Origin of the sequence: Pseudomonas sp. (assembly GCF_030684895.1) — a bacterium.
GTDB lineage: Bacteria > Pseudomonadota > Gammaproteobacteria > Pseudomonadales > Pseudomonadaceae > Aquipseudomonas.
The window spans coordinates 19472-44920 of the sequence record NZ_JAUXXP010000069.1 but is presented as its reverse complement, the minus strand read 5'-3'; the positions used below and the strand labels follow the sequence as shown (position 1 = coordinate 44920).

The window sequence follows — 25449 nt, the reverse complement described above, 5'->3', positions numbered from 1 at the left end:
CTTAACCCTCCTTCTCAATACGGGCGAGGTTATCGCGCAGGATCGGGCCGTACTCATACTTGCCGGCACAGACATAGGTGCACAGCGCAAGGTCTTCTTCATCGAGTTCCAGGCAGCCCAGTTTCTGAGCCATCTCGGTGTCACCGACGATCAGGTAGCGCAGCAATTGCGTTGGCAAAATATCCAGCGGCATCACAGCTTCGTAGTTACCCACCGGCACCATGGCGCGCGGGCTGCCATTGGTAGTAGTGGAGAAGGCGAACTTCTTCGCAGCATTGAGCTTGGAAACGAAGATGTTCATCACCGAGTGCTTGTTGACCCCGGCACGCAGGTAATGCATCAGCTCACGCTCATGCCCTTCAACCAGACAGGACACCTGCAGGTGATAGCGACCGAGGAAGGCGAAAGCGCCCTGCGCGGTACGACCACCCAGCACCGAGCCGGAAATAACCCGGTTGAAACCAGGCTGCAGTTGACCAGCCGTCAACTCGCTGAGGCTGGCGCCCAGGCGCGTGCGCAGCAGGCGCGGCTGCTCAACCACAGGGCCGGCCAGTGCGACAACACGCTCGGTCCAAAGCTGCCCGGTGGTGAACAGTTTGCCGACGGCAATCACGTCCTGATAATTGATCGACCAGACGCTCTTGCTGGCGCTGACCGGATCGAGGAAGTGGATGTGCGTACCCGGCAAGCCCGCTGGGTGCGGGCCGGCGAAGGCTTCGGTGTGCACCTTGCTCAGTTGCTCGCCAGGCAGGCTGGCACCCTCAGCCTTGCACAGAAATACCTTGGCCAGATTGCTCAGCACCTGCAGACCGTTAGTAAAGTCGGCGGCGTACTCGGCAATCACCACAGCCGGATCGGCTGCCAGCGGGTGGGTATCAATGGCGGTGACGAAAATCGAGCTCGGCTGCGCATCAGCAGCCGGCACCTTGCTGAACGGACGAGCGCGCAATGCGGTCCACAGGCCCGATTGCAACAGCACTTCACGCACTTTGGCGTCGCCGACAGTCGCCAGCTGATCCACCGCTACCTGATCAAAGGTGATTTGCTCATCGCCCTCGACATCGATTACCACCGATTGCAGTACCCGCTTCTCTCCGCGATGGATGGCGCTGATCACGCCTGCGGCTGGAGCGGTGTATTGCACGCCTGGCGACTTCTTGTCCGAGAACAGCACCTGGCCAAGCTTGACCCGGTCACCGACCTGAACCTCCATCGAAGGCTTCATACCGTGATAATCGAAGCCTATGACGGCGACGCTACGCACCGGCCTTGCAGCCTCAATGCGCTGCGCCGGCACGCCTGTTATGGGCAAATCAAGCCCATGTTTTATTTTGATCATAGGTTTGCCTAACCACTGATTTATAAGCTTTTTTAGAATACGGACGACACCAACGCAGAAAAATGCGGCACAACGCCAAAAACACGTCAGGCGCTTTGCAGGATGTCGGTCGCGGGAAAAAATCTGGCCGATTATAAGTCGCACCTTCGGCCACTGGCCACCCAAGCGCTTGCTTTTATCCGGTTTAACGTAACAGAAGGCAACAGATGGCGGCTTGACTGCCAAGCCGCCGCGCGCGACATAAGACTAATAGACCAACCGGAGCCCTGCCATGCGCCTGCTACTCGCGCTTACCACCCTACTGCTGCTCAGCGGCGAGTTATTCGCCAGCAACCGCGAACGCCTGCAAGAAGCCAACTTCGCCGCCACCCACGAGCTTGAGCAGAACAGCCTGGAACGCAAGAACCAGAGCGTACTGACTTACCTGTGGGCCGATGTCTACGCGGCCGCTTTTTATGCCCCAACCGAGGCCAGTGCCAGCCAGGCGGTCGCCAAGCCACTCACACAACGTCTGGAGCTTTACTACTTCCGCAACATCGACAGCCAAGACGTGATCAAGGCGGCCTGGGTCACCCTCGAACGCCAGCACGACGCCACTACACTGCAGCGCCTGCGCCCCGAAGTAGACGCCCTGCATGCCACGTTCAGGGATATTCGCCCAGGCGACCGTTACGCGCTGAACTTCAACGCAGGCAGCGGCCTGACCCTGGAAGTGAATGGCAAGGTCGTCTACACCAGCCAGGACCCAGCCCTGGCCAGGGCCTACCTGGGCATCTGGCTGTCGCCCAACGGCCTGTCAGATAAGTTGCGCACTAGCTTGCTGGCCGACTAATTCCCGAAATTCCAGACCATAAAAAACGGGAGCCGAAGCTCCCGTTTTTATGCATTGCCTGCGCTTAGCGCGGGAAGGCGGGCGGGTTAACCCCGGCCATGTCTTCCATCACGCGAACCACCTGGCAGCTGTAACCGAACTCGTTGTCGTACCACACGTACAGCACAACGCGGTTGTCATTGCAGATGGTGGCCTCAGCATCGACCACACCGGCGTGACGCGAACCGACGAAGTCGGTGGAGACCACTTCCTGCGACTGGACGAAGTCGATCTGCTTCTGCAGGTCGGAGTGCATGGCCATCTGGCGCAGGTACTCGTTGACTTCCTCACGGCTGGTGGCTTTCTCAAGGTTGAGGTTGAGAATGGCCATCGACACGTTCGGCGTTGGTACGCGAATGGCATTACCGGTCAACTTGCCTTTCAGCACAGGCAGCGCCTTGGCAGCAGCGGTGGCAGCACCGGTTTCGGTGATCACCATGTTCAGCGGTGCGCTGCGACCACGGCGGTCGCCTTTATGGAAGTTGTCGATCAGGTTCTGGTCGTTGGTGTACGAGTGAACGGTTTCGACGTGACCATTAACGATGCCGTACTGATCATTGATCGCTTTGAGCACCGGCACGATGGCGTTGGTGGTGCAGGAAGCGGCCGAGATGATCTTGTCTTCTGGGGTGATTTCGCCGTGGTTGATGCCGTGCACGATGTTCTTCAGCGCGCCCTTGCCAGGCGCGGTCAGAACAACGCGATCAACACCAGGGCAAGCCAGGTGCTGGCCCAGGCCCTCGGCGTCACGCCATACACCAGTGTTGTCGACCAGCAGAGCGTTCTTGATGCCGTATTGGGTGTAATCCACCTCGGCTGGCGACTTGGCGTAGATCACCTGAATCAGGTTGCCGTTGGCCGTCAGGGTGTTGTTTTCTTCGTCGATGGTAATGGTGCCATCGAACTTGCCGTGTACCGAGTCGCGGCGCAGCAGGCTGGCGCGCTTGACCAGGTCATTGGTCGCGCCTTTGCGCACAACGATGGCGCGCAGACGCAGGCCGTCGCCACCACCGGTTTTCTCGATCAGGATGCGCGCCAGCAGACGACCGATACGACCGAAGCCGTAGAGCACCACGTCGGTGCCTTCGCGGGCTTCACTGTTCTGCTTACCGGCCACTTCAACCAGCTCGTCCTTGACGAACTGTTCGATGCTGCGGCCCTGGCCTTCAGCCTTGAACTTACTGACCATCTTGCCCAGGTCCACCGAAGCGGCGCCCAGTTTGAGCTCGCTCATGGCCTTGAGCACCAGGAAGGTATCGTGCACCGACAGTTCGCTGTCGCCGGTCAGGCGGTGACGCGCGAAGCGGTGGGCCTTGAGAATGTCGATCACCGAACGGTTGATCAGACCACGGCCGTAGATCGAGGTGACCACGTTGTTGTTACGGTAGAGTTGGCCAATCATCGGAATCATCGCTTCCGCAAGGGCTTCTCGATCGATCCACTCACCGAGACACTGGTCGGGCTTCTGAGTCACGGGCAGTACCTTCCACATGTAGGGGCTGAAAAAAGGGGCTACATTATGACGGCGCAGGGCAGCATGAGCAATGCACGACTGTCGTAACTGACACCGCATATAAACGCCCGCTACAATCGCCGACCTTGTGTCCTGACCGTGAGCCGCCCGTGCCTGTACTGCGTCTACCGTCCCTGCCGGCCACTGCCGGCAAACAACACTGGGGCAACCTGCCCGGTGCCGCGCTGAGCCTGGCGATTGCCGAAGCCGCCAGCAATGCCAAACGCTTCACCCTGCTGCTGACGGAAGGCAGCGAGAGCGCCGAGCGCCTGCAAGAGGAGCTGAGTTTTTTCGCTCCGGATTTGCCGGTGCTGCATTTCCCTGACTGGGAAACCCTGCCCTACGACCTGTTTTCGCCGCACCAGGACATCATTTCCCAACGCATCGCCGCGCTTTATCGCCTGCCTGAACTGAAACACGGTGTATTGGTAGTCCCGATCACCACCGCCCTACACCGCCTGGCGCCCAAGCGTTTTCTGCTCGGCAGCAGCCTGGTCATGCAGGTCGGCCAGCAACTCGACGTCAACCAGATGCGCAGCAACCTGGAAGCCGCCGGCTATCGCTGCGTCGACACGGTGTACGAACATGGCGAATTCGCTGTACGCGGCGCACTGATTGACCTGTTCCCGATGGGCAGCCGCCTGCCCTACCGTATCGACCTGTTCGATGATGAAATCGAAACCCTGCGTACCTTTGATCCGGAAAACCAGCGCTCCATCGACAAGGTCGAGTCGATCAAGCTGCTGCCGGCGCGCGAATTCCCGCTGGAAAAGAAAGCCGTTACCGATTTCCGCGGACGCTTTCGCGAACGCTTCGACGTGGATTTCCGCCGCTGCCCGATCTACCAAGACCTCAGCACCGGCATCACCCCGGCCGGTATCGAGTACTACCTGCCGCTGTTCTTCGAGGAAACCGCCACCCTCTTCGACTACTTGCCCGCCGACACCCAGGTGTTTTCCCTGCCGGGCATCGAAAAAGCCGCCGAGCAGTTCTGGGTAGATGCACGCAGCCGCTACGAGGATCGCCGCATTGACCCGGAACGCCCGCTGCTGCCGCCGGCCGATATCTTCTTGCCAGTGGAAGACTGCTTTGCCCGCCTGAAAAACTGGCCACGGGTGGTGGTCAGCCAGGACGATATCGAAGAAGGCGTCGGTCGCCTGCGTTTCAACGCCAAACCACTGCCCGATCTGGCGATTCAAGCCAAGGCCGGCGAGCCACTGGCGGCGCTGCGGCGCTTTATCGAGGAATACCCTGGCCGCGTACTGTTCTGCGCCGAATCCGCGGGACGGCGCGAAGTGCTACTGGAATTGCTCGCACGCCTCAAGCTCAAGCCCAACGAATTCGACAGCTGGCCAGCCTTTACCGCCAGCAAACAGCGCTTAGGCATCTGCATCGCCCCGCTGGATGACGGCCTGTTGCTCGAAGACCTGGCCCTGGTGGCGGAAAGTCCGCTGTTCGGCCAACGCGTGATGCAGCGCCGGCGCCGGGAGAAATCTCGCGATGGCGGCGACAACGTCATCAAGAACCTTACCGAGCTGCGCGAAGGCGCACCGGTGGTGCATATCGACCATGGCGTCGGCCGCTACCTGGGCCTGGTGACCATGGAATTCGACGGCCAGACCGCCGAATTTCTCGCCCTGATGTACGCCGAGGAAGCCAAGCTCTACGTGCCGGTGGCCAGCCTGCACCTGATCGCGCGCTACACCGGCAGCGACGACGCCCTCGCCCCGCTGCACCGCTTAGGCTCGGAAATCTGGCAAAAGGCCAAGCGCAAGGCCGCCGAACAGGTGCGTGATGTCGCCGCCGAACTGCTCGACATCTACGCCCGCCGCGCCGCCCGCGAAGGCTATGCGTTTGCCGACCCGAAAGCCGATTACGCCACCTTCAGCGCCGGTTTTCCCTTCGAGGAAACCCCGGACCAGCAAGCCGCCATCGACGCGGTGCATGACGACATGCTCGCGCCCAAGCCGATGGACCGCCTGGTCTGCGGCGATGTTGGCTTCGGCAAGACCGAAGTGGCGATGCGCGCAGCCTTTATCGCCGTGCATGGCGGCAAGCAGGTGGCGGTGCTGGTACCGACCACCCTGCTCGCCCAGCAGCACTACAACAGCTTCCGCGACCGCTTCGCCGACTGGCCGGTAAAAGTCGAGGTGATGAGCCGCTTCAAAAGCGCAAAAGAAGTCAGCGACGCCGTGCAGCAGCTGGCCGAGGGCAAGGTGGATATCGTGATCGGCACCCACAAGTTGCTGCAGGAAGACGTCAAGTTTAGCAACCTGGGCCTGGTGATCATCGACGAGGAGCACCGCTTCGGCGTGCGCCAGAAGGAGCAGCTCAAGGCCCTGCGCAGCGAAGTCGACATCCTTACCCTGACCGCCACACCAATTCCACGCACCCTGAACATGGCCGTAGCCGGCATGCGCGACCTGTCGATCATCGCCACACCGCCGGCACGGCGCCTGTCGGTGCGCACCTTCGTCATGGAGCAGAACAACCCGACGATCAAGGAAGCGCTGCTGCGTGAGCTGCTGCGTGGCGGCCAGGTGTACTACCTGCACAACGATGTGAAAACCATCGAGAAATGCGCCGCCGACCTCGCCGAACTGGTGCCCGAAGCACGCATAGGCATCGGCCACGGGCAGATGCGCGAGCGCGAGCTGGAACAGGTGATGGGCGACTTCTACCACAAGCGCTTCAACGTGCTGATCGCCTCGACCATCATCGAAACCGGTATCGATGTACCGAGTGCCAACACCATCATCATCGAGCGTGCCGACAAGTTCGGCCTGGCTCAACTGCATCAGCTGCGTGGCCGCGTCGGCCGTAGTCACCACCAGGCCTATGCCTACCTGCTGACGCCGCCGCGCAAGCAGATGACCGACGATGCGCAAAAACGTCTGGAAGCCATCTCCGGCGCTCAGGACCTCGGCGCCGGTTTCCTGCTGGCCACCCATGACCTGGAAATCCGCGGTGCCGGCGAGCTGCTCGGCGACGGCCAGAGCGGGCAGATCCAGGCGGTCGGTTTCACCCTGTATATGGAAATGCTCGAACGCGCAGTGAAATCGATCCGCAAGGGCGAGCAGCCCAACCTCGACCAGCCACTCGGCGGCGGCCCGGAGATCAACCTGCGCGTACCGGCGTTGATCCCCGAGGATTACCTGCCCGACGTGCATGCGCGGCTGATCCTCTACAAACGCATCGCCAACGCTGCCGACGAGGATGGCCTGAAAGAGCTGCAAGTGGAGATGATCGACCGTTTCGGCCTACTGCCGGATGCAAGCAAGAACCTGATACGCATCACCCTGATGAAGCTGCAGGCGGAAAAACTGGGGATCAAGAAGGTCGATGCCGGCCCGCAAGGCGGACGTATCGAATTCGCCGCCGATACCTGCGTCGATCCGCTCACCTTGATCAAGCTGATCCAGAGCGCGCCGAACCGCTACAAGTTCGAAGGCGCGACGATGTTTAAAATCCAGGTAGCCATGGAGCGCCCGGAAGAACGATTCAACACCTTAGAGGCGCTGTTCGAGCGCCTGACACCTTCAACCTAAAGGACTGACCCATGCGCGCATTCCGCACCCTGGCCCTGCTGCCGCTTCTCCTGCTGGGCCTGCTAAGCAGCACAGCTGCCCTGGCTGAAAGCCTCTATCAGGTTGAAGTCATCGTCTTCCGCCAGGCCGTCACGCCGATTTCCGCCGGCCAGCTGCCGCCCGACAACTGGGCGCAGAACGCGCTGCCGGTGGATGGCAGCAACAGCCGCAGCACCGCACTGAATGCCGAAGCCGGCAAACTCAGCCCGTCCAACGGTTATCAGGTATTGCTGCACAAGGCCTGGTCGCAAAACCTGGGCGAGTCGAGCAGCCGCGTTGCCATCAGCACCGGCAATGAACAGTTCGGCCACTACCCCGTCGAAGGCACCATCAGCCTCAAGGCTGGCCGCGTGATCGAGCTGGACAGCGACATCTGGGTCAACCAGCTCGACGCCAGCGGCATCCTCAACGACAGCGAGCGCATCAAGCAGAGCAGCCGCCTGAAAAGCGGCGAGCTGACCTTTGTTGATAATGGCAGCCTTGGCATGCTGATTCGCGTCAGCCCACTGTAGAACCTTCTTACGATCAGCTGCGCGTCGGCCCTAGTGCGTTAAAAACAGACTCGGCAAGCCGCTTGCAGCTAACGCGCTTCAGCGCGGCACGAAGGGCGAGCGAAGCGAGTACTGCTCATTTACATCAGTAAACTCCGCTTCCTCGCCGCTTTGACCAGCCATAGGCTGTTACTACGTAGCGCCTTGCATGGCTCTAGCTCGCAAGATCCTAACTAGCTTCTAAGAACTCAAAAAAAGGGCCGCATTACGCGGCCCTTTTTTTATTGCAACACGACTCAATCAGCTGGCCAGCACTCGCGCCAATACGGCCTTGACCGTGCCCATGCCTTCTTCCAGGGCGCGTTCGATTTCCGCCATGGTGATCAGCGCGCGGGACTTGCCGGCCGCTGGGTTTACCACCAACGCCAGACAGGCATAGGGCAAAGCTAGCTCACGGGCCAGCACCGCTTCTGGCATACCGGTCATACCAACAATGTCACAGCCATCGCGCTCCATTCGCGCGATCTCGGCAACCGTTTCCAGGCGCGGCCCCTGGGTGCAGCCATACAGGCCGTGATTACTGAACGCACAGTGTTCGGCAGTCAGGGCGTTGGCCAACTTGGTACGCAGACCCGCGTCATAGGGGTGACTGAAATCGACGTGGGTGACGTGATCCAACTCACCTTCAAAATAGGTGTGCTCACGCCCGTAGGTGTAGTCGATGATCTGGTGCGGCAAGCAAAAATGACCGGTACCCATGGCCGAGTGGATACCGCCGACGGCATTCACCGCGATGATCGCCTTAGCCCCAGCCTCGCGCAGCGCCCAGAGGTTGGCGCGGTAGTTGACCTGATGCGGCGGGATGCGATGTGGATGCCCGTGACGGGCGAGGAACAGCACTTCACGGCCGGCATAGTCCCCCTTGAGCACCGCCGCAGAGGGTGCGCCATAGGGGGTATCGATATGCAGCGCGGCCTTGATGGTCAGTCCGTCCAGCTTGGTCAGACCGGTACCACCGATAATCGCGTAAACCGTCATCCATTACTCCTCAGTCGATTAATTGCGCATCGCGCAGGCTGCCAAGTGCTGCAAGCCAACGCGGGCTCTGCCGATACTCAATACCTGGAAAAGCCTGCCGACGCATCCGCGCCAGACCTTGCGGCGGTTCCACCTTGAGGCGCTGCAGAGCGCTCAAGGCCAGTTCAGCCGCTGCCCGGTCATTACACACCAGGCCCATGTCACAACCTGCCACCAGCGCTGCCTCGATGCGGCAGGCCGCATCACCGACCACATGGGCGCCAGCCATGGACAGATCGTCGCTGAAAATCACCCCATCAAAGGCCAGCTCGCCACGCAGGATGTCCTGCAACCAGCGCCGAGAAAACCCTGCAGGCTGACTGTCCACCTGAGGGTAGATCACATGGGCGGGCATCACCGCAGCCAACTGCCGACTCAATTGCGCAAAAGGCTGTAAATCGACTGCGCGAATCTGTTCCAGACTGCGCTCATCGACCGGGATGGCCACATGGGAATCCGCCTCGGCCCAGCCGTGACCTGGGAAATGCTTGCCAGTAGCGGCCATGCCCGCAGCGTTCATCCCACGGATAAACGCGCCGGCCAGTAAAGTGGCGCGCTGCGCATCACCCTCAAAAGAACGGCTACCAACCACGGTACTGCGCTGATGATCCAGATCCAGCACCGGGGCAAAGCTCAGGTCTAACCCTGCAGCCAGCACCTCGGTGGCCATAACCCAGCCACACTGCTCAGCCAGATGCTCGGCATTGGTGTTATCAGCCAGCGCGCGCATCGCCGGCAAGCGCACAAAGCCCTGGCGCAGACGCTGCACCCGGCCGCCTTCCTGATCAACCGCCAGCAGCAAATCCGGGCGCACTGCGCGAATGGCCGCAGACAGCTCGCGCACCTGGCGCGGATCTTCGATATTGCGTGCGAACAGAATCAACCCAGCCACCTGCGGCTGACGCAGGATCTGCCGATCCTCAGCAGTCAACCAGGTGCCGGCGATATCCAGCATCAATGAACCTTGCATGGGTGAACTCACAACTCGTCCTTAAATAAGAGGCGCCGTAGCCCACTCGGGGCAGGCGGCCTCGGCAATCTGTACCGCACAGTGAACCGGAACGCGCGCAAAGAGTTCCAGCAAATCGCTGTTGCGCACACGCACACAGCCATGCGACAGCGCCACGCCCATGGGCTCGCTGTCCGGCGTACCGTGTATGTAGATATAGCGGCGAAAGGTATCGACAGCGCCCAGACGATTGCGCCCAGGCTCACAGCCACTCAGCCAGAGAATGCGCGTAAGAATCCAGTCACGCCCGGGAAATTGCGCATGCAACTCGGACGACCAGACCTCGCCCGTCCATCGCCGCCCACGCAGCACAGCGGCATTTGGCAAACCCTCACCAATCTTCGCCCGCACCTTGTGCAGGCCACGCGGCGTGCAGCCGGAACCATTGCGCTCACCGGCGCCATTGAGCGCGGTGGAAACGCTCAGGCGCAGCTGCAGCTGCCCGTTGGCAAAGCCATACAGGCACTGATCAGCGAGGGAAATATGCAGGAAATCGAGAGCAACCATGGGCGGCTAGCTTAGCGGATAGCATCCACCAAGCCCACCCGCCGAGGTCAAACTTTGCTGGGGATGGCTGGAGTCTTGGTGCGCGGCTTGAGCTGGGCGCTGGCTAGAGCTTCGTCGGTCAGGCCGGTTTCCGAGCGCATGCCGGCAGCCAGAAACGGCACCATCAGGCGCATCACCTGCTCAATCGAGGTGTTAACCCCGAAATCGGTTTCCGACATGGCCCGCAGAGCCTTGATCCCGGACATGCTGAACGCTGCGGCGCCGAGCATAAAGTGCACACGCCAGAACAGTTCCAGTGGAGGAATGCGTGGAGCAGCTTCATGCACCAGTTGCATGTAACGGCGGAACACCTTGCCGTACACCTCTTCGAGGTACTTGCGCAGGTGCCCCTGGCTCTGGCTAAAGGCCAGGCCCAGCAAGCGCATAAAGATTGAAAGATCATTACCACTACGCGGCTTTACTGCCAGTGCCTGCTCGACCAGCAACTCAAGTAGCTCTTCCAGGCTGACCTTGGTTTCCGGCTTGGCCTGACGGCGATCCAGTTCCCGCTCCAGGCTTACACAGAAAGGCCCGAGAAAGCGCGAGAACACCGCCTGAATCAGGGCCTTCTTCGAGCCGAAGTGGTAATTCACCGCAGCCAGGTTTACCCCTGCCTTGCTGGTGATCAAACGTAGAGAGGTTTCTGCGAAACCTTTCTCCGCAAAAAGCTGCTCTGCCGCATCGAGAATGCGTTCAACGGTTTCCGACTGGGCCATGACTCTTTTCATCTGAACAAACACTTGTTTGAAACATACGTTTCAGCCGCCCGCCTTGTCAAGCCGGGCAAACCATCTTATGGCCGGGTGGTCACAGACATCCGCTAAAGGCACAGGCTAACCCTAGCTAGACGCCCCGCACGCGGCCCGAGTAACAGTGCGCTGCAACAGACGATATGGAGGTCAATTGAGTAGAGATCAGAACACAAGGATTGCCAACCGCCGATCACTGTATATAATCCCAGTCACTGTACAAAAAAACAGAGCCGACCATGCTAAAACTGACGCCGCGCCAAGCTGAAATTCTCGCCTTCATCAAGCAGTGTCTTGAAGACAACGGCTACCCGCCTACCCGAGCGGAAATCGCCTTGAAACTGGGTTTCAAATCCCCCAACGCTGCGGAAGAGCACCTCAAGGCCTTGGCTCGTAAGGGTGCCATCGAAATGACTCCCGGGGCTTCACGCGGCATTCGCATTCCAGGCTTCGAACCCAATGCCGAGGAGGACGAAGGCCTGCCGGTGATTGGTCGCGTTGCCGCAGGCGCGCCGATTCTGGCGCAGCAACATGTCGAAGAGTCCTGCAAGATCAATCCAGACTTCTTCCACCCCAAGGCCGACTACCTGCTGCGCGTACGCGGCATGAGCATGAAAGACATTGGCATCTTCGATGGTGACCTGCTGGCCGTTCACACCACCCGCGAAGCACGAAATGGCCAAGTAGTGGTGGCGCGCCTCGACGATGAAGTGACCGTCAAACGTTTCAAACGCGAAGGCAATAAGGTCTGGCTGATTGCGGAAAACCCGGAGTTCGCACCGATCGAAGTAAACCTGGAAGAACAGGACCTGATTATTGAAGGTTTGAGCGTCGGCGTTATCCGCCGCTAGCAGGCCGTTGAAAACGTAGGCGAGGCAGGCGAGACAAGGAAAAAATGGCCGAGGAAGCGGAGTTTACGGCTGTAAATGAGTATTCCGAGGGCATTTTTAACGCAGTATCGACAACGCAGGTAGTTTTCAACCACCTGCTAGTGGAGGATCTATGCAGTTCCCACATTCACTGAACCGTACACAATTGCCTTTGTTCGATGCGTTTCTGGCATCAACGGTGACGCCATTACTTGCCGATAGCGCTGAGCTGCCCTGGCAGGATGATGGGACAGAGGCGTTCAGTGAACTGTCGCTGCGTGGCGCAGCCGGGCACTGCCTGAACCTTCTCGCGCCGATTCTGCGTGAGCTTAGCGACAACCACGACGCACGCTGGCTAACCCTGATCGCGCCACCCTCAAGCCTTACCCAGGCTTGGCTGCGCGAAGCAGGCCTGAACCGCGAACGTATCCTGCTGCTGCACCCACGCGGCGAACAAAGTGCGCTGGAATTGGCGCAACAGGCACTGACGCTGGGCCGCAGTCATACCGTAGTTAGCTGGCTGCACCCACTGGAACGCGAAGCGCGGCAACAGCTTGAGCAAGCGGCCCGCCAGGGCAAAGCGCAAAGCCTAAATATCAGTCTGGGGTAATTGGCCAAAGGTCACGCACAAGGAATGTGCGTTTCAGCCATTAGAAACCTGATTTAAGAAACAGCTAACGCGAGCAGAACGCTCTAACTCTGAGTCCAAAGGTGTTCTGCAATCAATGCAGAACCCGTGGCCCTTCTTCCTGCTGAAAATTATTTTCCGCCAGGCGCCCCGCCATCTGCACACCGACATTGAGCATGGCCTTGGCCACCTCGACGTGCTGCCCCTGCAGAAATGCCTTGGCATCAGCAGAGAAATCCAGCACTACCAGCGACTCTTCATCCTCTGCACGACGCAAGGCAATGCGCCCGTCGGGCAATTCAACAATTTCCAGGAATGATGTAGGCATTGGCTTAGCTCTCCACAATAGGCTAACAGTGTAACAGCCGACCCGGGCTCGCCCTAGTCCGCCGGTCCAATCAGCCTCTCACCACTCGCTTAAGGTTTGCCGAAAACGCTGCGCCAGAGCCTTCAACTGCTGACGCCAGACCTCAAGCGTCGCCTGCGCCAAGGGCGCAACTTCTTCATCCAGGCTGACCGCTGTGATCAACGGCGTTGCAGGATCGACCTTGGCTTTTTTACCGGCCTGCGGCGGTTGAAACAGCTCGGCATAGGCCTTGAGCAGCTGAGCTACCCAGCTATCGGCTGCCTGCGCCAGCTCGACCAGCTCACCCAGTTCCTGGCTCGGCGCTGCTTGTAACACCTCATCAGTGAGAAAGCGCTCGGCACGCGGCGCGGCACTATCCGGCAAACGGTAGTAACCGGCAATCTCATGGCACAGGCCGAGCAGCGCACCGTACAGATGAAACAACGCAGCCTCACGCTCGGCCTGGATCAAAGCCAGGGCATTCATGCTCTGACCCTGCTCGGCTTTGCGCCAGGACTCCAGCGCCAGGCCGGCGTAGAAAATTTTCTGATTGGTGCGGGTATAGAGTTCATTGGCCATTGCGGCGCGCTCCATAACGGATTGGATAAGCATACGCGCGCTGGCCAGGGACAGGCGCGCGTTGTGCTAAATCAGCTCTTGTCTTCGACTTTCCACTTGCCACCATCAAAGAACGCACGCCAGCCCGTCGGCTTGCCATCGACCTCGGTCTGCACGTACTGCTCTTTGGTCTTGCGGCTGTAACGGATCACCGCGGCACGGCCTTGCGGGTCTTTCTTCGGTGCGTCGCAGAGAAAGTGGTACTTGGGATCGATCTCGTCGCGATGCGGGATCAGTTCCAACACCAGCGGTGCGCGGGTTTCGCGGTTTTTCGGGAACTGACTGGCAGCCAGGAACAGACCCGAAGCGCCATCGCGCAGGATGTAGGTGTCGTTGACCTTCTCGCACTTGAGCTCCGGCATCTTCACCGGGTCCATTTTCGGCGGCGCCGCTTCACCGCTTTTCAGCAGTTTGCGGGTGTTCTTGCACTCGCTGTTAGTACAACCGAAGAACTTGCCAAAACGGCCAGTCTTGAGCTGCATCTGACTGCCACACTTGTCGCAGTCCAGGCTCGGGCCTTCGTAGCCCTTGATGCGGTACTGGCCCTGCTCCACTTCATAACCACTGCAATCGGGGTTATTACCGCAAATATGCAGCTTGCGGGTCTCATCAAGCAGGTAGGCATCCATCGCGGTCGAACAGATTGGGCAGCGATGCTTGCCAAGCAGCACACGCGATTCCGACTCCCCCTCATCGTCCGCAGCAATCTCATCGCCCGGAACCAGATTGACCGTCGCCTTGCAGCGCTCTTTGGGCGGCAATGCATAACCGGAACAGCCAAGGAATACACCTGTCGAGGCGGTACGAATAGTCATCGGCCGAGCGCAATCGCGACAAGCAATATCCGTGAGCGTTGGTGTATTGGCGCGCATACCACCATCGCTGTCGCCTGCCACTTCAAGCTTCTTCTTGAAGTCACCGTAGAATTCATCAAGCACATGCTTCCACTCGCGCTCGCCCTGGGCTACGTCGTCCAGATGCTCTTCCATGCCGGCGGTAAAGCCGTAGTCCATCAAATTAGAGAAACTCTCGCAGAGACGCTCAGTGACGATATCGCCCATCTTTTCGGAGTAGAAACGACGGTTGTGCAGCGCCACATAACCGCGATCCTGAATAGTGCCGATAATTGCAGCGTAGGTCGAAGGTCGACCAATACCGCGCTTCTCCATCTCTTTAACCAAGCTGGCTTCCGAGTAGCGAGCAGGCGGCTTGGTGAAGTGCTGGCTCGGATCGAGCTTGACCAGCTTGAGCACTTCACCTTGATTCATTTCGGGCAATACATCGTCATCGCCCGGCTTGCTCAGCTGCGGCAACGCCCGGGTGTAGCCATCGAACTTAAGGATACGTCCCTTGGCACGCAGCTCGAACTGCGCAGCAGTGACGGTCACGGTAGTCGACAGGTACTCAGCCGGCGGCATCTGGCAGGCCACGAACTGGCGCCAGATCAGCTCGTACAAACGCTCGGCGTCGCGCTCCATACCCGACAATTGCGTCGGCTTAAGGTTGACGTCGGAAGGGCGAATCGCTTCGTGCGCTTCCTGGGCGCCTTCCTTGCTGCTGTAGGCAATCGGGTTGGCCGGCAGGTACTTCTTGCCGAACTCGCCTTCGATAAAGTCACGCACCATGCTCACGGCATCCGCCGAGAGATTGGTCGAGTCGGTACGCATATAGGTGATGTAACCGGCCTCATACAGACGCTGGGCCATCATCATGGTCTTCTTCACCCCAAAGCCCAGGCGGTTGCTCGCTGCCTGCTGCAGGGTGGAGGTAATAAACGGTGCCGAAGGCTTGCTGCTGGTCGGCTTGTCTTCGCGTTTAGTGATGCTGTAGCTGGAGGCTTTCAGCGTAGCCAGGGCCGCCATGGCCTGGGCTTCATTCAGCGGTTTGAAGGCTGCGCCGTTCTCACGCGCCACTTCAAAGCGCACATTGGCGCCTTTGGCGGTGCCCAGATCAGCGTGTACTTCCCAGTATTCTTCCGGGACGAAAGCGCGGATCTCTTTCTCGCGCTCTACCACCAGCTTCACCGCTACCGATTGCACACGACCGGCAGACAGGCCACGGGCGATCTTCGCCCACAGCAGCGGCGAGACCATGTAACCCACTACGCGGTCGAGGAAGCGCCGCGCCTGCTGGGCGTTGACCCGGTTGATATCCAGCTCACCGGGCTTGGAGAACGCTTCCTGAATGGCCTTCTTGGTGATTTCGTTGAACACCACGCGCTTGTAGCGGCTGTCGTCGCCACCGATGGATTCGCGCAGGTGCCAGGCAATGGCTTCCCCCTCGCGGTCCAAGTCGGTTGCGAGATAGATGGTGTCAGCGTCCTTGGCTAAACGGCGCAGCTCTTCGACCACCTTCTCTTTGCCCGGAAGGATCTCGTACTTGGCCTTCCAGCCGTGTTCAGGATCAACCCCCATGCGCGCAAACAGCTGACGCTTGGCTTTTTCCTTGGGCGACAGCGCCGGTACTTCACCTGCAGCGGCTTTACCACGCTTGACCGGCTCTTTGGCGGTGCTCGCCGAACCACTGGTGGGTAGGTCACGGATGTGGCCGATGCTCGACTTCACCACGTACTCGTTGCCCAAGTACTTGTTGATGGTCTTGGCCTTGGCCGGGGATTCCACGATGACCAGCGATTTGCCCATGGATTGGAAAATTCCTGAAATTCGATAAAAAATGCGGGAGGCGCTGTGCTGCCTGCTAGCGCGGCACCGCTATATATAGTGGTGGTCCGGCCGAGGTCAAGCGCAGCAGTGGCCCGATGTCAGCTCAAGGCCGAGTAAAGAGTGCGGTTTCAGCCTGAATCAAAGCAAAGCGTGGAACCGTCTCGCCGTCCACCTCAACGCTTTCGCAGAACATCTCCAACGGTCGTACCCACAAGCCAAACTCGCCATACAGCGCCTGATAGACCACCATCGCCTGCTCCGTTTCGGAGTGCTGGGCTACGCCAAACACACGGTATTCAGGGCCTTTGTAGTGGCGGTAGAGGCCGGGCTGTAGCTGCATGAGGCATGTCCTTGAAGATTTTCTGCTGATAAACAAAAACCGGGGCACTGGGCCCCGGTTTTTTCCATCTCTTACACCGTTGAAGCTTAGAGGCGTTCGAAGACGGTGGTGATGCCTTGGCCGAGACCTACGCACATGGTCGACACACCGAAGGTGCCGCCATTCTGCTTCATCACGTTCAGCAGGGTACCGGAGATACGCGCACCGGAACAACCGAACGGGTGACCCAGGGCGATCGCGCCGCCATGCAGGTTGACCTTTTCTTCCATCTTGTCGAGCACTTTCAGGTCCTTCAGCACAGGCAGGGCCTGGGCAGCGAAGGCTTCGTTGAGCTCGAAGAAGTCGATGTCATTGATGGTCAGGCCAGCACGCTTAAGCGCTTTCTGAGTCGACGGTACTGGACCGTAACCCATGATAGCCGGATCAACACCGGCCACTGCCATGGCGCGAACCACTGCCATTGGCTGAATGCCGAGGTCTTGGGCGCGCTGGGCGCTCATGACGATCATGCAGGAAGCGCCGTCAGTGATCTGCGAGGACGTACCTGCAGTCACGGTGCCGCCTTTCGGGTTGAACGCAGGCTTCAGTGCAGCCAGGCTTGCCAAGGTAGTTTCCGGACGAATGGTTTCGTCGTAGTCGAAAACCTTCAGGAAGCCGTTCTCGTCGTAGCCTTGCATCGGGATGATTTCATCCTTGAACTTGCCTTCGACGGTAGCTTTGTGGGCCAGACGGTGCGAACGCTCACCGAATGCGTCCTGCTGCTCACGGCTGATGCCATGCATCTTGCCGAGCATTTCAGCGGTCAGACCCATCATGCCCGAGGCCTTAGCCGCGTACAGCGACAGGTGCGGGTTTGGATCGACGCCGTGCATCATGCCAACGTGGCCCATGTGCTCCACACCGCCGATGACGAATACGTCACCGTTACCGGTCTGGATCGCCTGCACAGCAGTGTGCAGCGCGCTCATGGACGAACCGCACAGGCGGCTTACAGTCTGGCCAGCAGCGGTGTGCGGGATCTGGGTCATCAACGACGCCATGCGCGCGATGTTCCAGCCCTGCTCCAGGGTCTGGTTAACGCAGCCCCAGATCACGTCTTCCACTTCAGCTGGATCCAGCTTGGTGTTACGTGCCAGCACGCCGCTGATCAGGTTGGCCGACATGGTCTCGGCACGGGTGTTGCGATGCATGCCGCCCTTGGAACGACCCATCGGGGTACGACCGAAGTCGACGATGACTGCATCTCTAGGATTCAGGCTCATAAATTCACTCTCGCTCTAGTCGTTGCGCGATTAACCGAAAAACTTCTGGCCGTTAGCGGCCATTTCGCGAAGCTTGGCAGTCGGGGTGTACAGCGCGCCCAGCTCGGCATATTTGTCGGCCAGGGCAACGAACTCGGCTACACCGACGGTATCGATGTAACGCAGCGCACCACCGCGGAACGGCGGGAAGCCGATGCCGTAGATCAGGCCCATATCGGCCTCAGCTGCGGTATCAACGATGCCATCTTCCAGACAACGCACGGTTTCCATGCACAGAGGAATCATCATGAAGTTGATGATGTCTTCATCAGTCACTTCACGCTGCTCGGTCACGATGGACTTGAGCAGATCGTAGGCAACCGGATCAGAAACCTTCTTCGGCTTGCCGCGCTTGTCCATTTCGTAGGAGTAGAAGCCTTTGCCGTTCTTCTGGCCCAGGCGATCTGCTTCATACATCACGTCAACTGCGGTACGGCCTTCAACCGCCATACGATCCGGGAAGCCTTCAGCCATTACGTCACGGCCGTGGTGACCGGTGTCGATACCGACCACGTCGGACAGGTACGCCGGGCCCATCGGCCAGCCGAACTTCTCCATGACCTTGTCGATACGCACGAAGTCCACGCCGAATGCCAGCAGCTTGGAGAAGCCACCGAAGTACGGGAACAGCACGCGGTTAACCAGGAAGCCTGGGCAGTCGTTGACCACAACTGGGGTCTTGCCCATTTTCTTGGCGTAAGCAACGGTGGTAGCCACGGCTACGTCGCTGGACTTCTCGCCACGAATCACTTCAACCAGCGGCATCATGTGCACCGGGTTGAAGAAGTGCATGCCGACGAAGTTTTCCGGACGCTTGAGGGCCTTGGCCAGCAAGTTGATGGAAATGGTCGAGGTGTTCGACGCGAGGATTGCGTCTTCTTTAACCACGCCTTCCACTTCGGCCAGCACGATCTGCTTGACCTTCGGGTTCTCAACCACGGCTTCGACAACAATGTCGACAGCGCCGAAGTCGCCGTAGGACATGGTTGGACGAATCGCAGTGAGGGCTTCAGCCATCTTCGCTGCAGTCATACGACCTTTGGCAACGCGACCGCCGAGCAGCTTGGAAGCCTCGGCCAGCCCCATCTGGATACCCTCTTCACGGATATCCTTCATCAGGATCGGGGTGCCCTTGGAAGCGGACTGGTAGGCGATACCGCCACCCATGATGCCAGCGCCGAGTACGGCAGCCAGTTTCACGTCTTTGGCGATTTCGTCGTACTGCTTGGACTTCTTCTTCAGTTCCTGATCATTCAGGAACAGGCCGATCAGGCTGGCAGCAACCGGGGTTTTAGCCAGTTTGACGAAGCCAGCAGCTTCCACTTCCAGCGCTTTATCGCGACCGAAGTTGGCGGCTTTCTGAATGGTTTTGATCGCTTCAACCGGCGCCGGGTAGTTCGGGCCGGCCTGGCCTGCGACGAAACCTTTGGCAGTTTCGAAGCACATCATCTGCTCAATCGCGTTGAGCTTGAGCTTTTCCAGCTTCGGCTGACGCTTGGCCTTGTAGTCCAGCTCGCCGGAGATGGCGCGCTTGATCAGGTCCAGAGCAGCGGCTTGCAGCTTGTCAGCAGCAACCACGGCATCCACTGCACCCATCTTCAGGGCGTCAGCCGCTTTGTTTTCTTTACCACCGGCAATCCACTCAACGGCATTATCGGTACCGATAATCCGTGGCAGACGCACGGTGCCGCCGAAGCCTGGGTAGATGCCCAGCTTGACTTCCGGCAGGCCAACTTTGGCGCTTTCGGCCATGACGCGGTAATCCGCGGCCAGGCACATCTCAAAACCACCGCCCAGGGCGATGCCATTGATCGCGACAACAGTCGGAACATTGAGGTCTTCAAAATCACTGAAGATCTTGTTGGCTTCGAGGTTGCCAGCCACCAGTTCTTCGTCCGGCAACTTGAAGTTGTCGACGAACTCGGTGATGTCGGCGCCGACGATAAATACGTCTTTGCCACTGGTGACAATCACGCCCTTGATCGAACCATCGGCCTTGATCGCATCAACGGATTGACGCAGTTCATTGAGGGTAAGACGGTTGAATTTGTTGACGGATTCACCCTTGAGGTCGAATTTCAATTCGACGATGCCACTCTCAAGAGCCTTAACCGTGATGGCTTTACCTTCGTAAATCATCAACTGATCTCCACGGTATGGAAGCTGAACAGTACACATCGGAGCCAACCAGCAAGCTACTCCACGGCATAGCCGTCTCAGAGTAGCCCCAATCAGCCTGGCACACCCACCGACGCGATAATCGGGCTGTAAAGGCGGTACCTCTTAAGGTAAACGCTCAATTCATACGCCCGTTTGATTTGGGTGTGCACACCTTCAAGGAAAAGCCTCTACTTGTCAATTGGCCTGTAGTGACTGCAAAGGCGTACAAAAAATTACGTTCAGGCTTACCCAGGCGGGTGGATTACTCTGCGGCGAACAGGCGGCCATCCGCAGCGATATACGGTTACTTCGGCAACTCTGCCAAGAGAAGTGTGATCCAGCGCATACCTAGCCAAATGATTTGGCTGCAGGTACAGTCGTTTCAATACGGCCGTTTTAGACCGCCCGTAGCCAAAACAAAAACAATTAGAGCCCAATCAAGGGCGCACGGAGTTTTGCCCATGTCGAGCCGCATGCTTGCCATTGTTTTGAGCACCCTGCTCGCGATCACCCTCCCCCTGTTCAGCGCCGTAACCCAGGCTGCAGATGCCGCCACCAGCCTGCTGAAACTGCACCAACTGCGCCTGGCTGCACAAAAATCCCTTGGCGACTTCTATATGTTCAATGGCATGGAAGGTGACCAACGCTACGCGCGGATGATCAATGACTCGCTGAGCGAGGTGAATAGCCACCTGACAGCACTGACCGATATGCCCGGCGAAGGCGCCAAAGCGCTGCGCTCGCAGCTTGATCAGCAATGGAAGGGTTATCAGATCGACCTCAACAACCTGATCAACGCACTAAAGAGCCAGGGCTTTACCGACCTGCAACCAGTAGCCGACCTGGCAGCCCGCAACCAGCAGCTGATGACCCTGAGCCAGGAGCTGTATACCAAGATTCAACAGGAAGGCAGCTACAGCGTGCCTGCGCTAACCCAACGCAGCCGCGAGCAGAGCATTCTGATGCAAGGTATTGCCGTGGATTACGCCTCGCGCAGCGCCTCGGTAGGCGCCACCTTTATGGGCGGCGGCGATGCACGACCAATCGAGGAGTTGGTCAGCGAATTCGCCAGCAAGATGGCGGCACTGGAGAAAGACCCGAAGAACACACCGCAGCTCAAGCAATCCTGGGAAGGGGTCGCTACCAAATGGCGCTATATTGAAAAGTCGCTGATTAATTACAACGAAAACAGCGTGCCATTTCTGGTCAACAAGTATTCCAACACCATCATCCAGGGCATTGAACAGATTTCCGGCCAGTACGCGGCCGCTAACCTCTGATCGCGACCGCTGCCATCCGTATTCGCTTTACCGGCCTGCCTGGCCGTACTCCGGCCCAGTGCTTGCACTGGGCTTTCTTTATTATGGCCTGCCACCCCTGGCAGCCACCCTTCGGGCCGTCGCTGCGCGACGTTAAAAAATGTTCCAGACAATTTTTGTTCAGGCTTTGGCCTGCAGAAACGCAACAATGTTCTCCAACGCCTCGCTAGCGCCTCGCTCGCCCCAGCAAACCGAGAGCATCTGATTAGTCGCCTCGACCTTGAATGCATCCGCCGGCAGCGCCTGCAGTTGCGTCAACAAGGCCTGATCGGCGCAAGGCTCGCGCCATTTATTCACCCACTGCCCTGGTTCCAGCTGCCAATAGCACCAGCTATCGACCTGACCGCGGCGGCGTGCACGGTGGTATTGCGGACAGGAATGCGGCGGCTGACGCAGCAACCAATGCGGCCATTCCTGACGCGACAACTGCATCGCCACGCCCATACGGCGTGCCTGCAGGCGCACATCCATCTGCCCACGCTGATGGCGCGAGGGCACCAGCCAGGCCAGCGGGCTGAGCAAAAAAGCCAGGAGCAAAAGCAGAAACCAGGGACTCATATCGTTATCTCACCGGCAAAAGCCTGTCATCAGCGCTCAGGACGGCCATACTAAAACCATTGATCCACTTGCAAGGAGAGTTACCCCATGCCTTACCAGCACATTCTGGTCGCCGTCGACCTTACCGAGGAATGCGACCCGGTTATGCACCGCGCGCAGAAACTGGCCGCCAGCAGCGGGGCCAAATTGTCTGTGGTGCATATCGTCGAGCCCATGGCCATGGCCTTTGGCGGCGACGTACCAATGGACCTGTCGATGCTGCAACAACAGCAATTCGACCAGGCCCGCGAGCGCCTGGACAAGTTTTCCGGGAAGTATCCCGACCTGAGCGCCGAACATCGCCACCTGGCCTACGGCCAACCGCGCCAGGAAATCCATCGCCTGGCCGAAGAACAGCAGTGCGACCTGATCGTCGTCGGCAGCCACGGCCGCCACGGCCTGGCGCTGCTGCTGGGCTCAACGGCCAATGACGTGCTGCACGGCGCGCCCTGCGATGTGCTGGCCGTGCGCCTGAAAAAAAACGGCTGACGCAAGCTGCGGGTGAATAACGTCGCCGCGTTATTCACCGCTATCGGGTGAGCTCATGACCAGCGGGCGAATCTTCTGCAGCTGGGTTTCCAGCGAATAGGTCATGCTCGAGGCCATGGAGAAGAAAGTCAGGAACGCCTTGAGGTTGGAGTCACCCTCGCAGGTGGCGTGAATGCGCTGCCAGAACGCCTGATTGACCAGTTGCAGCTGCTGAAACATGCGCACCAGGCCTTTCAATTCCCAATCCGCAGTGCGCCCCTCGCGCAAATTGAAGTACTGCTGCGTCAGGTACAACGACACCGTACGCAGGATGAACTCCTGACTATTGGCGAACGGCAGGTGATGCTGCGCCATGGGTTTGAGCTTACCCAGCACCGGGCAGGCACTGGTTGCCATGATCACCCCGAGTAGCGCACGCAGCCCCTCTTCGAGGCCCACCTGCTTGTTGTACTCGCGCTCAGGTGTACGCACCCATACAGCTACCTTCTTGAACGCAGGCAGGCCCTGGAAATCCTCGATAACCCGGTGCAGGTCGACAGCCGCCGGGCAATGACTGAAGTTGTCCTTGCTCAGCGGGCAATTGCTGCACTGCTGGTATTCAAGACGCGTCCAGGCCGGGGCGCTCTGCGCAGCCTCTGCCTCATACACCCGATCCAGCTCGATCCTATAGCTGAACTGATGATTGTCGTCGAGAGTGATGCGGTACTCGATGGCCATGTCTGTCTCCGCCAGAAGTCTCAAAATCCTGTTTGAGCGCGTTACGTACTAATACATCGGGTTTAACCTTCCAGCTCGGCCCAACGCTCGACCAATAGTTCCAGCTCATGCTGTACGGCCTGCAGTTTCGCCAGCACCTCAGCGGTCTTTTCCGCAGGCTGCTGATAGAAACTTGACGAACCGATCTGCTCCTGCAAGCTGGCGACCTGCCCCTCGAGCACATCAATCTGCCCTGGAATGGCTTCCAACTCGCGCTGCAGCTTGTAACTGAGCTTTTTCTTGCTTGAAGCGGCAGCCGCAGGTTCCTCCGCAACTGGCGTCGGAACCACTGCAGAGGCTAGTTCAGGCTTACCGGCTTTGCTTTCACCCACCCCCAGCAGGCGCGGCGAACCGCCTTGACGCAGCCAATCCTGGTAACCGCCGACGTATTCGCGCACGCGCCCTTCGCCCTCGAAGACCAGAGTGCTGGTCACCACGTTGTCGAGGAAGGCCCGGTCGTGGCTAACCATCAGCACGGTGCCCGGGAAGGTCAGCAGCACTTCTTCCAGCAATTCCAGGGTTTCCACGTCGAGGTCGTTGGTCGGTTCGTCCAGCACCAGCAGGTTGGCCGGTTTGCTGAACAGCTTGGCGAGCAAAAGACGTGCCCGCTCACCGCCAGACAGCGCCTTAACCGGTGTACGCGCACGCTGCGGGCTGAACAGGAAGTCGCCCAGGTAGCTCAGCACATGGCGGTTCTGCCCATCGATCTCGATAAAGTCGCGGCCTTCGGCGACGTTATCGATCACGGTCTTTTCCAGGTCGAGCTGGTGACGCAATTGGTCAAAATAAGCCACATCGATGCGTGTGCCTTCGGCCACTTCACCGCTGGTGGGCTGCAAACCGCCGAGCATCAGCTTGAGCAGAGTGGTTTTGCCGGTACCGTTGGCCCCGAGCAGGCCGATACGGTCGCCGCGCTGCAGCACCATGGAGAAGTCCTTGATCAGGAACGGCCCACCTGGATGCGCAAAGCTGACGTTTTCCAGCACCATCACCTGCTTGCCGGATTTCTCTGCAGTTTCCAGCATGATATTGGCCTTGCCGGTACGCTCACGGCGCTCGCTGCGCTCCACGCGCAGGGCTTTGAGTGCGCGCACGCGGCCTTCGTTACGGGTGCGGCGGGCCTTGATGCCCTGGCGAATCCACACTTCTTCCTGGGCCAGGCGTTTGTCGAACAGCGCGTTGGCGGTCTCTTCGGCGGCCAGGGTGGCTTCCTTGTGTACCAGGAAACTGGCGTAGTCGCCGTTCCAGTCGATCAAGCCGCCACGGTCCAGTTCGAGGATGCGCGTGGCCAGGTTCTGCAGGAAGGAACGGTCGTGGGTGATAAACAGCACTGCCCCCTGGAAATCGGTCAAGGCTTCTTCGAGCCAGGCAATCGCGCCGATATCCAGGTGGTTGGTGGGTTCGTCGAGCAGCAGCAGATCCGGCTCGGACACCAGCGCCTGAGCCAGTAGCACGCGGCGACGCCAGCCGCCGGACAGCTCAGCAAGGGTCTTGTCGGCCGGCAGTTGCAGGCGGCTCAGGGTGCTGTCGACCAGTTGCTGCAAACGCCAGCCGTCACGGGCTTCAAGGTCCTGCTGCACATGCATGAGCTTGTCCAGATCGGCTTCAGTGACACAGTTCTGCGCCAAGTGGTGGTACTGCGCGAGTAGCTCACCCACACCGTCCAGGCCCTGGGCGACCACATCAAACACGGTGCGATCATCAGCCTGTGGCAACTCCTGCGGCAACTCGCCGATCTTCAACCCCGGTGCGCGCCAAACGGCGCCGTCATCGGCCTTCTGGTCGCCCTTGACCAGCTTCATCATGCTCGACTTGCCGGTGCCGTTGCGGCCAATGATGCACACCCGCTCGCCACGGGCGATCTGCCAAGACACCTTGTCCAATAGCGGCATTGCGCCGTAGGCCAGGGAAATATCGGTGAACTTGAGCAGGGTCATGGCACGCCTCAACAAAAAACGACGGGTGAAAGCCGGTAAAACCGCGGCCGAGCAACGGCTTCGTTGCATTCAGCGCACAGCGGTAACCTGGAACACCCAGAAAATCATCCGCAGCTGCCCAAGGCACCCGCAAAACAGGGCGCGCATTCTAACCGAGAAGCACACAGGCCGAGCAGGCAATTTCAGCGCCAGGCGCGCTAAATTCTCCCTGACCATACGCCGCCCTGGCAGCAAGCGCTCTAGC

At 59.2% G+C, this 25449-nt stretch carries 22 protein-coding genes; 7 read left to right on the top strand and 15 right to left on the bottom strand.

Features of this window, described 5'->3' with window-relative positions:
- Position 1 precedes the first annotated feature (1 nt).
- On the bottom strand, positions 2 to 1339 hold the full coding sequence (locus Q8M42_RS15610; RefSeq protein WP_304862938.1) for a Na(+)-translocating NADH-quinone reductase subunit A: 1338 nt from the start codon (positions 1337 to 1339) through the stop codon (positions 2 to 4).
- Positions 1340 to 1610: 271 nt separating this feature from the next.
- Here Q8M42_RS15610 and Q8M42_RS15605 point away from each other — a divergent pair, with 271 nt between their 5' ends.
- Positions 1611 to 2171, top strand: coding sequence for a chalcone isomerase family protein (locus Q8M42_RS15605; RefSeq protein WP_304862936.1), 561 nt, complete (start codon positions 1611 to 1613; stop codon positions 2169 to 2171).
- A 64-nt stretch (positions 2172 to 2235) separates the two neighbouring features.
- On the opposite strand, the gene Q8M42_RS15600 is transcribed toward Q8M42_RS15605, so the two are convergent.
- Positions 2236 to 3702, bottom strand: a complete 1467-nt coding sequence (locus tag Q8M42_RS15600; protein WP_304862934.1) for a glyceraldehyde-3-phosphate dehydrogenase — start codon at positions 3700 to 3702, stop codon at positions 2236 to 2238.
- Positions 3703 to 3833: 131 nt separating this feature from the next.
- Between Q8M42_RS15600 and mfd the strand changes: the two genes are divergently transcribed.
- Both mfd and Q8M42_RS15590 read left to right on the top strand, forming a co-directional pair.
- Entirely contained in the window at positions 3834 to 7271 is a 3438-nt protein-coding gene (mfd, locus tag Q8M42_RS15595) for a transcription-repair coupling factor (protein ID WP_304862931.1), read from the top strand.
- 11 nt (positions 7272 to 7282) lie between these two features.
- Positions 7283 to 7822: a CsiV family protein gene (locus tag Q8M42_RS15590; protein ID WP_304862928.1), complete on the top strand. Its 540-nt coding sequence runs from the start codon at positions 7283 to 7285 to the stop codon at positions 7820 to 7822.
- Between the two features lie 279 nt (positions 7823 to 8101).
- Here the strand turns inward: Q8M42_RS15590 and Q8M42_RS15585 are convergent, their stop codons facing one another.
- From Q8M42_RS15585 to Q8M42_RS15570, 4 genes are read right to left on the bottom strand one after another with little or no spacing between them, the layout of a single operon-like run.
- Positions 8102 to 8839 carry an S-methyl-5'-thioinosine phosphorylase gene (locus Q8M42_RS15585; RefSeq protein ID WP_304862925.1) on the bottom strand — a complete coding sequence of 246 codons (738 nt, stop codon included), beginning with the start codon at positions 8837 to 8839 and terminating at the stop codon, positions 8102 to 8104.
- Between the two features lie 10 nt (positions 8840 to 8849).
- On the bottom strand, positions 8850 to 9848 hold the full coding sequence (nagZ, locus tag Q8M42_RS15580) for a beta-N-acetylhexosaminidase (protein ID WP_304862922.1): 999 nt from the start codon (positions 9846 to 9848) through the stop codon (positions 8850 to 8852).
- 21 nt (positions 9849 to 9869) lie between these two features.
- Entirely contained in the window at positions 9870 to 10394 is a 525-nt protein-coding gene (locus tag Q8M42_RS15575; RefSeq protein WP_304862919.1) for a L,D-transpeptidase, read from the bottom strand.
- A 47-nt stretch (positions 10395 to 10441) separates the two neighbouring features.
- Positions 10442 to 11149: a TetR/AcrR family transcriptional regulator gene (locus Q8M42_RS15570; protein WP_304862916.1), complete on the bottom strand. Its 708-nt coding sequence runs from the start codon at positions 11147 to 11149 to the stop codon at positions 10442 to 10444.
- Positions 11150 to 11421: 272 nt separating this feature from the next.
- On the opposite strand from Q8M42_RS15570, the gene lexA reads away from it, so the two are divergent.
- Both lexA and sulA read left to right on the top strand, forming a co-directional pair.
- Positions 11422 to 12033: a transcriptional repressor LexA gene (gene lexA / locus Q8M42_RS15565; RefSeq protein WP_160084936.1), complete on the top strand. Its 612-nt coding sequence runs from the start codon at positions 11422 to 11424 to the stop codon at positions 12031 to 12033.
- Between the two features lie 151 nt (positions 12034 to 12184).
- Positions 12185 to 12661, top strand: coding sequence for an SOS-induced cell division inhibitor SulA (sulA, locus tag Q8M42_RS15560; RefSeq protein ID WP_304862911.1), 477 nt, complete (start codon positions 12185 to 12187; stop codon positions 12659 to 12661).
- A 112-nt stretch (positions 12662 to 12773) separates the two neighbouring features.
- On the opposite strand, the gene Q8M42_RS15555 is transcribed toward sulA, so the two are convergent.
- The 6 genes from Q8M42_RS15555 to fadB all read right to left on the bottom strand — a co-directional run bounded on the left by Q8M42_RS15555 (position 12774) and on the right by fadB (position 20086).
- Positions 12774 to 13007, bottom strand: coding sequence for a hypothetical protein (locus tag Q8M42_RS15555; protein ID WP_090248059.1), 234 nt, complete (start codon positions 13005 to 13007; stop codon positions 12774 to 12776).
- Between the two features lie 78 nt (positions 13008 to 13085).
- Positions 13086 to 13604 carry a DUF6586 family protein gene (locus Q8M42_RS15550; protein WP_304862905.1) on the bottom strand — a complete coding sequence of 173 codons (519 nt, stop codon included), beginning with the start codon at positions 13602 to 13604 and terminating at the stop codon, positions 13086 to 13088.
- 71 nt (positions 13605 to 13675) lie between these two features.
- Positions 13676 to 16285, bottom strand: coding sequence for a type I DNA topoisomerase (topA, locus tag Q8M42_RS15545; protein ID WP_304862902.1), 2610 nt, complete (start codon positions 16283 to 16285; stop codon positions 13676 to 13678).
- A 124-nt stretch (positions 16286 to 16409) separates the two neighbouring features.
- Positions 16410 to 16646, bottom strand: coding sequence for a DUF1653 domain-containing protein (locus Q8M42_RS15540; RefSeq protein ID WP_090387350.1), 237 nt, complete (start codon positions 16644 to 16646; stop codon positions 16410 to 16412).
- 86 nt (positions 16647 to 16732) lie between these two features.
- The gene (gene fadA / locus Q8M42_RS15535) at positions 16733 to 17908 is read right to left on the bottom strand and encodes an acetyl-CoA C-acyltransferase FadA (protein ID WP_090248066.1); all 1176 of its coding nucleotides are present in this window, start codon (positions 17906 to 17908) and stop codon (positions 16733 to 16735) included.
- A 30-nt stretch (positions 17909 to 17938) separates the two neighbouring features.
- Entirely contained in the window at positions 17939 to 20086 is a 2148-nt protein-coding gene (gene fadB, locus Q8M42_RS15530) for a fatty acid oxidation complex subunit alpha FadB (protein WP_304862891.1), read from the bottom strand.
- 482 nt (positions 20087 to 20568) lie between these two features.
- On the opposite strand from fadB, the gene Q8M42_RS15525 reads away from it, so the two are divergent.
- Positions 20569 to 21387 (top strand): hypothetical protein, encoded by an 819-nt coding sequence (locus Q8M42_RS15525; RefSeq protein ID WP_304862889.1) that lies wholly within the window; start codon positions 20569 to 20571, stop codon positions 21385 to 21387.
- A 159-nt stretch (positions 21388 to 21546) separates the two neighbouring features.
- Here the strand turns inward: Q8M42_RS15525 and Q8M42_RS15520 are convergent, their stop codons facing one another.
- Positions 21547 to 21984, bottom strand: coding sequence for a hypothetical protein (locus Q8M42_RS15520; RefSeq protein WP_304862886.1), 438 nt, complete (start codon positions 21982 to 21984; stop codon positions 21547 to 21549).
- 87 nt (positions 21985 to 22071) lie between these two features.
- On the opposite strand from Q8M42_RS15520, the gene Q8M42_RS15515 reads away from it, so the two are divergent.
- Positions 22072 to 22512, top strand: coding sequence for a universal stress protein (locus Q8M42_RS15515; RefSeq protein WP_304862885.1), 441 nt, complete (start codon positions 22072 to 22074; stop codon positions 22510 to 22512).
- A gap of 30 nt (positions 22513 to 22542) precedes the next feature.
- Here the strand turns inward: Q8M42_RS15515 and Q8M42_RS15510 are convergent, their stop codons facing one another.
- Positions 22543 to 23229 (bottom strand): hypothetical protein, encoded by a 687-nt coding sequence (locus Q8M42_RS15510; RefSeq protein ID WP_304862882.1) that lies wholly within the window; start codon positions 23227 to 23229, stop codon positions 22543 to 22545.
- A gap of 62 nt (positions 23230 to 23291) precedes the next feature.
- Positions 23292 to 25205 (bottom strand): ATP-binding cassette domain-containing protein, encoded by a 1914-nt coding sequence (locus Q8M42_RS15505; RefSeq protein WP_304862880.1) that lies wholly within the window; start codon positions 25203 to 25205, stop codon positions 23292 to 23294.
- Positions 25206 to 25449: the final 244 nt, after the last annotated feature.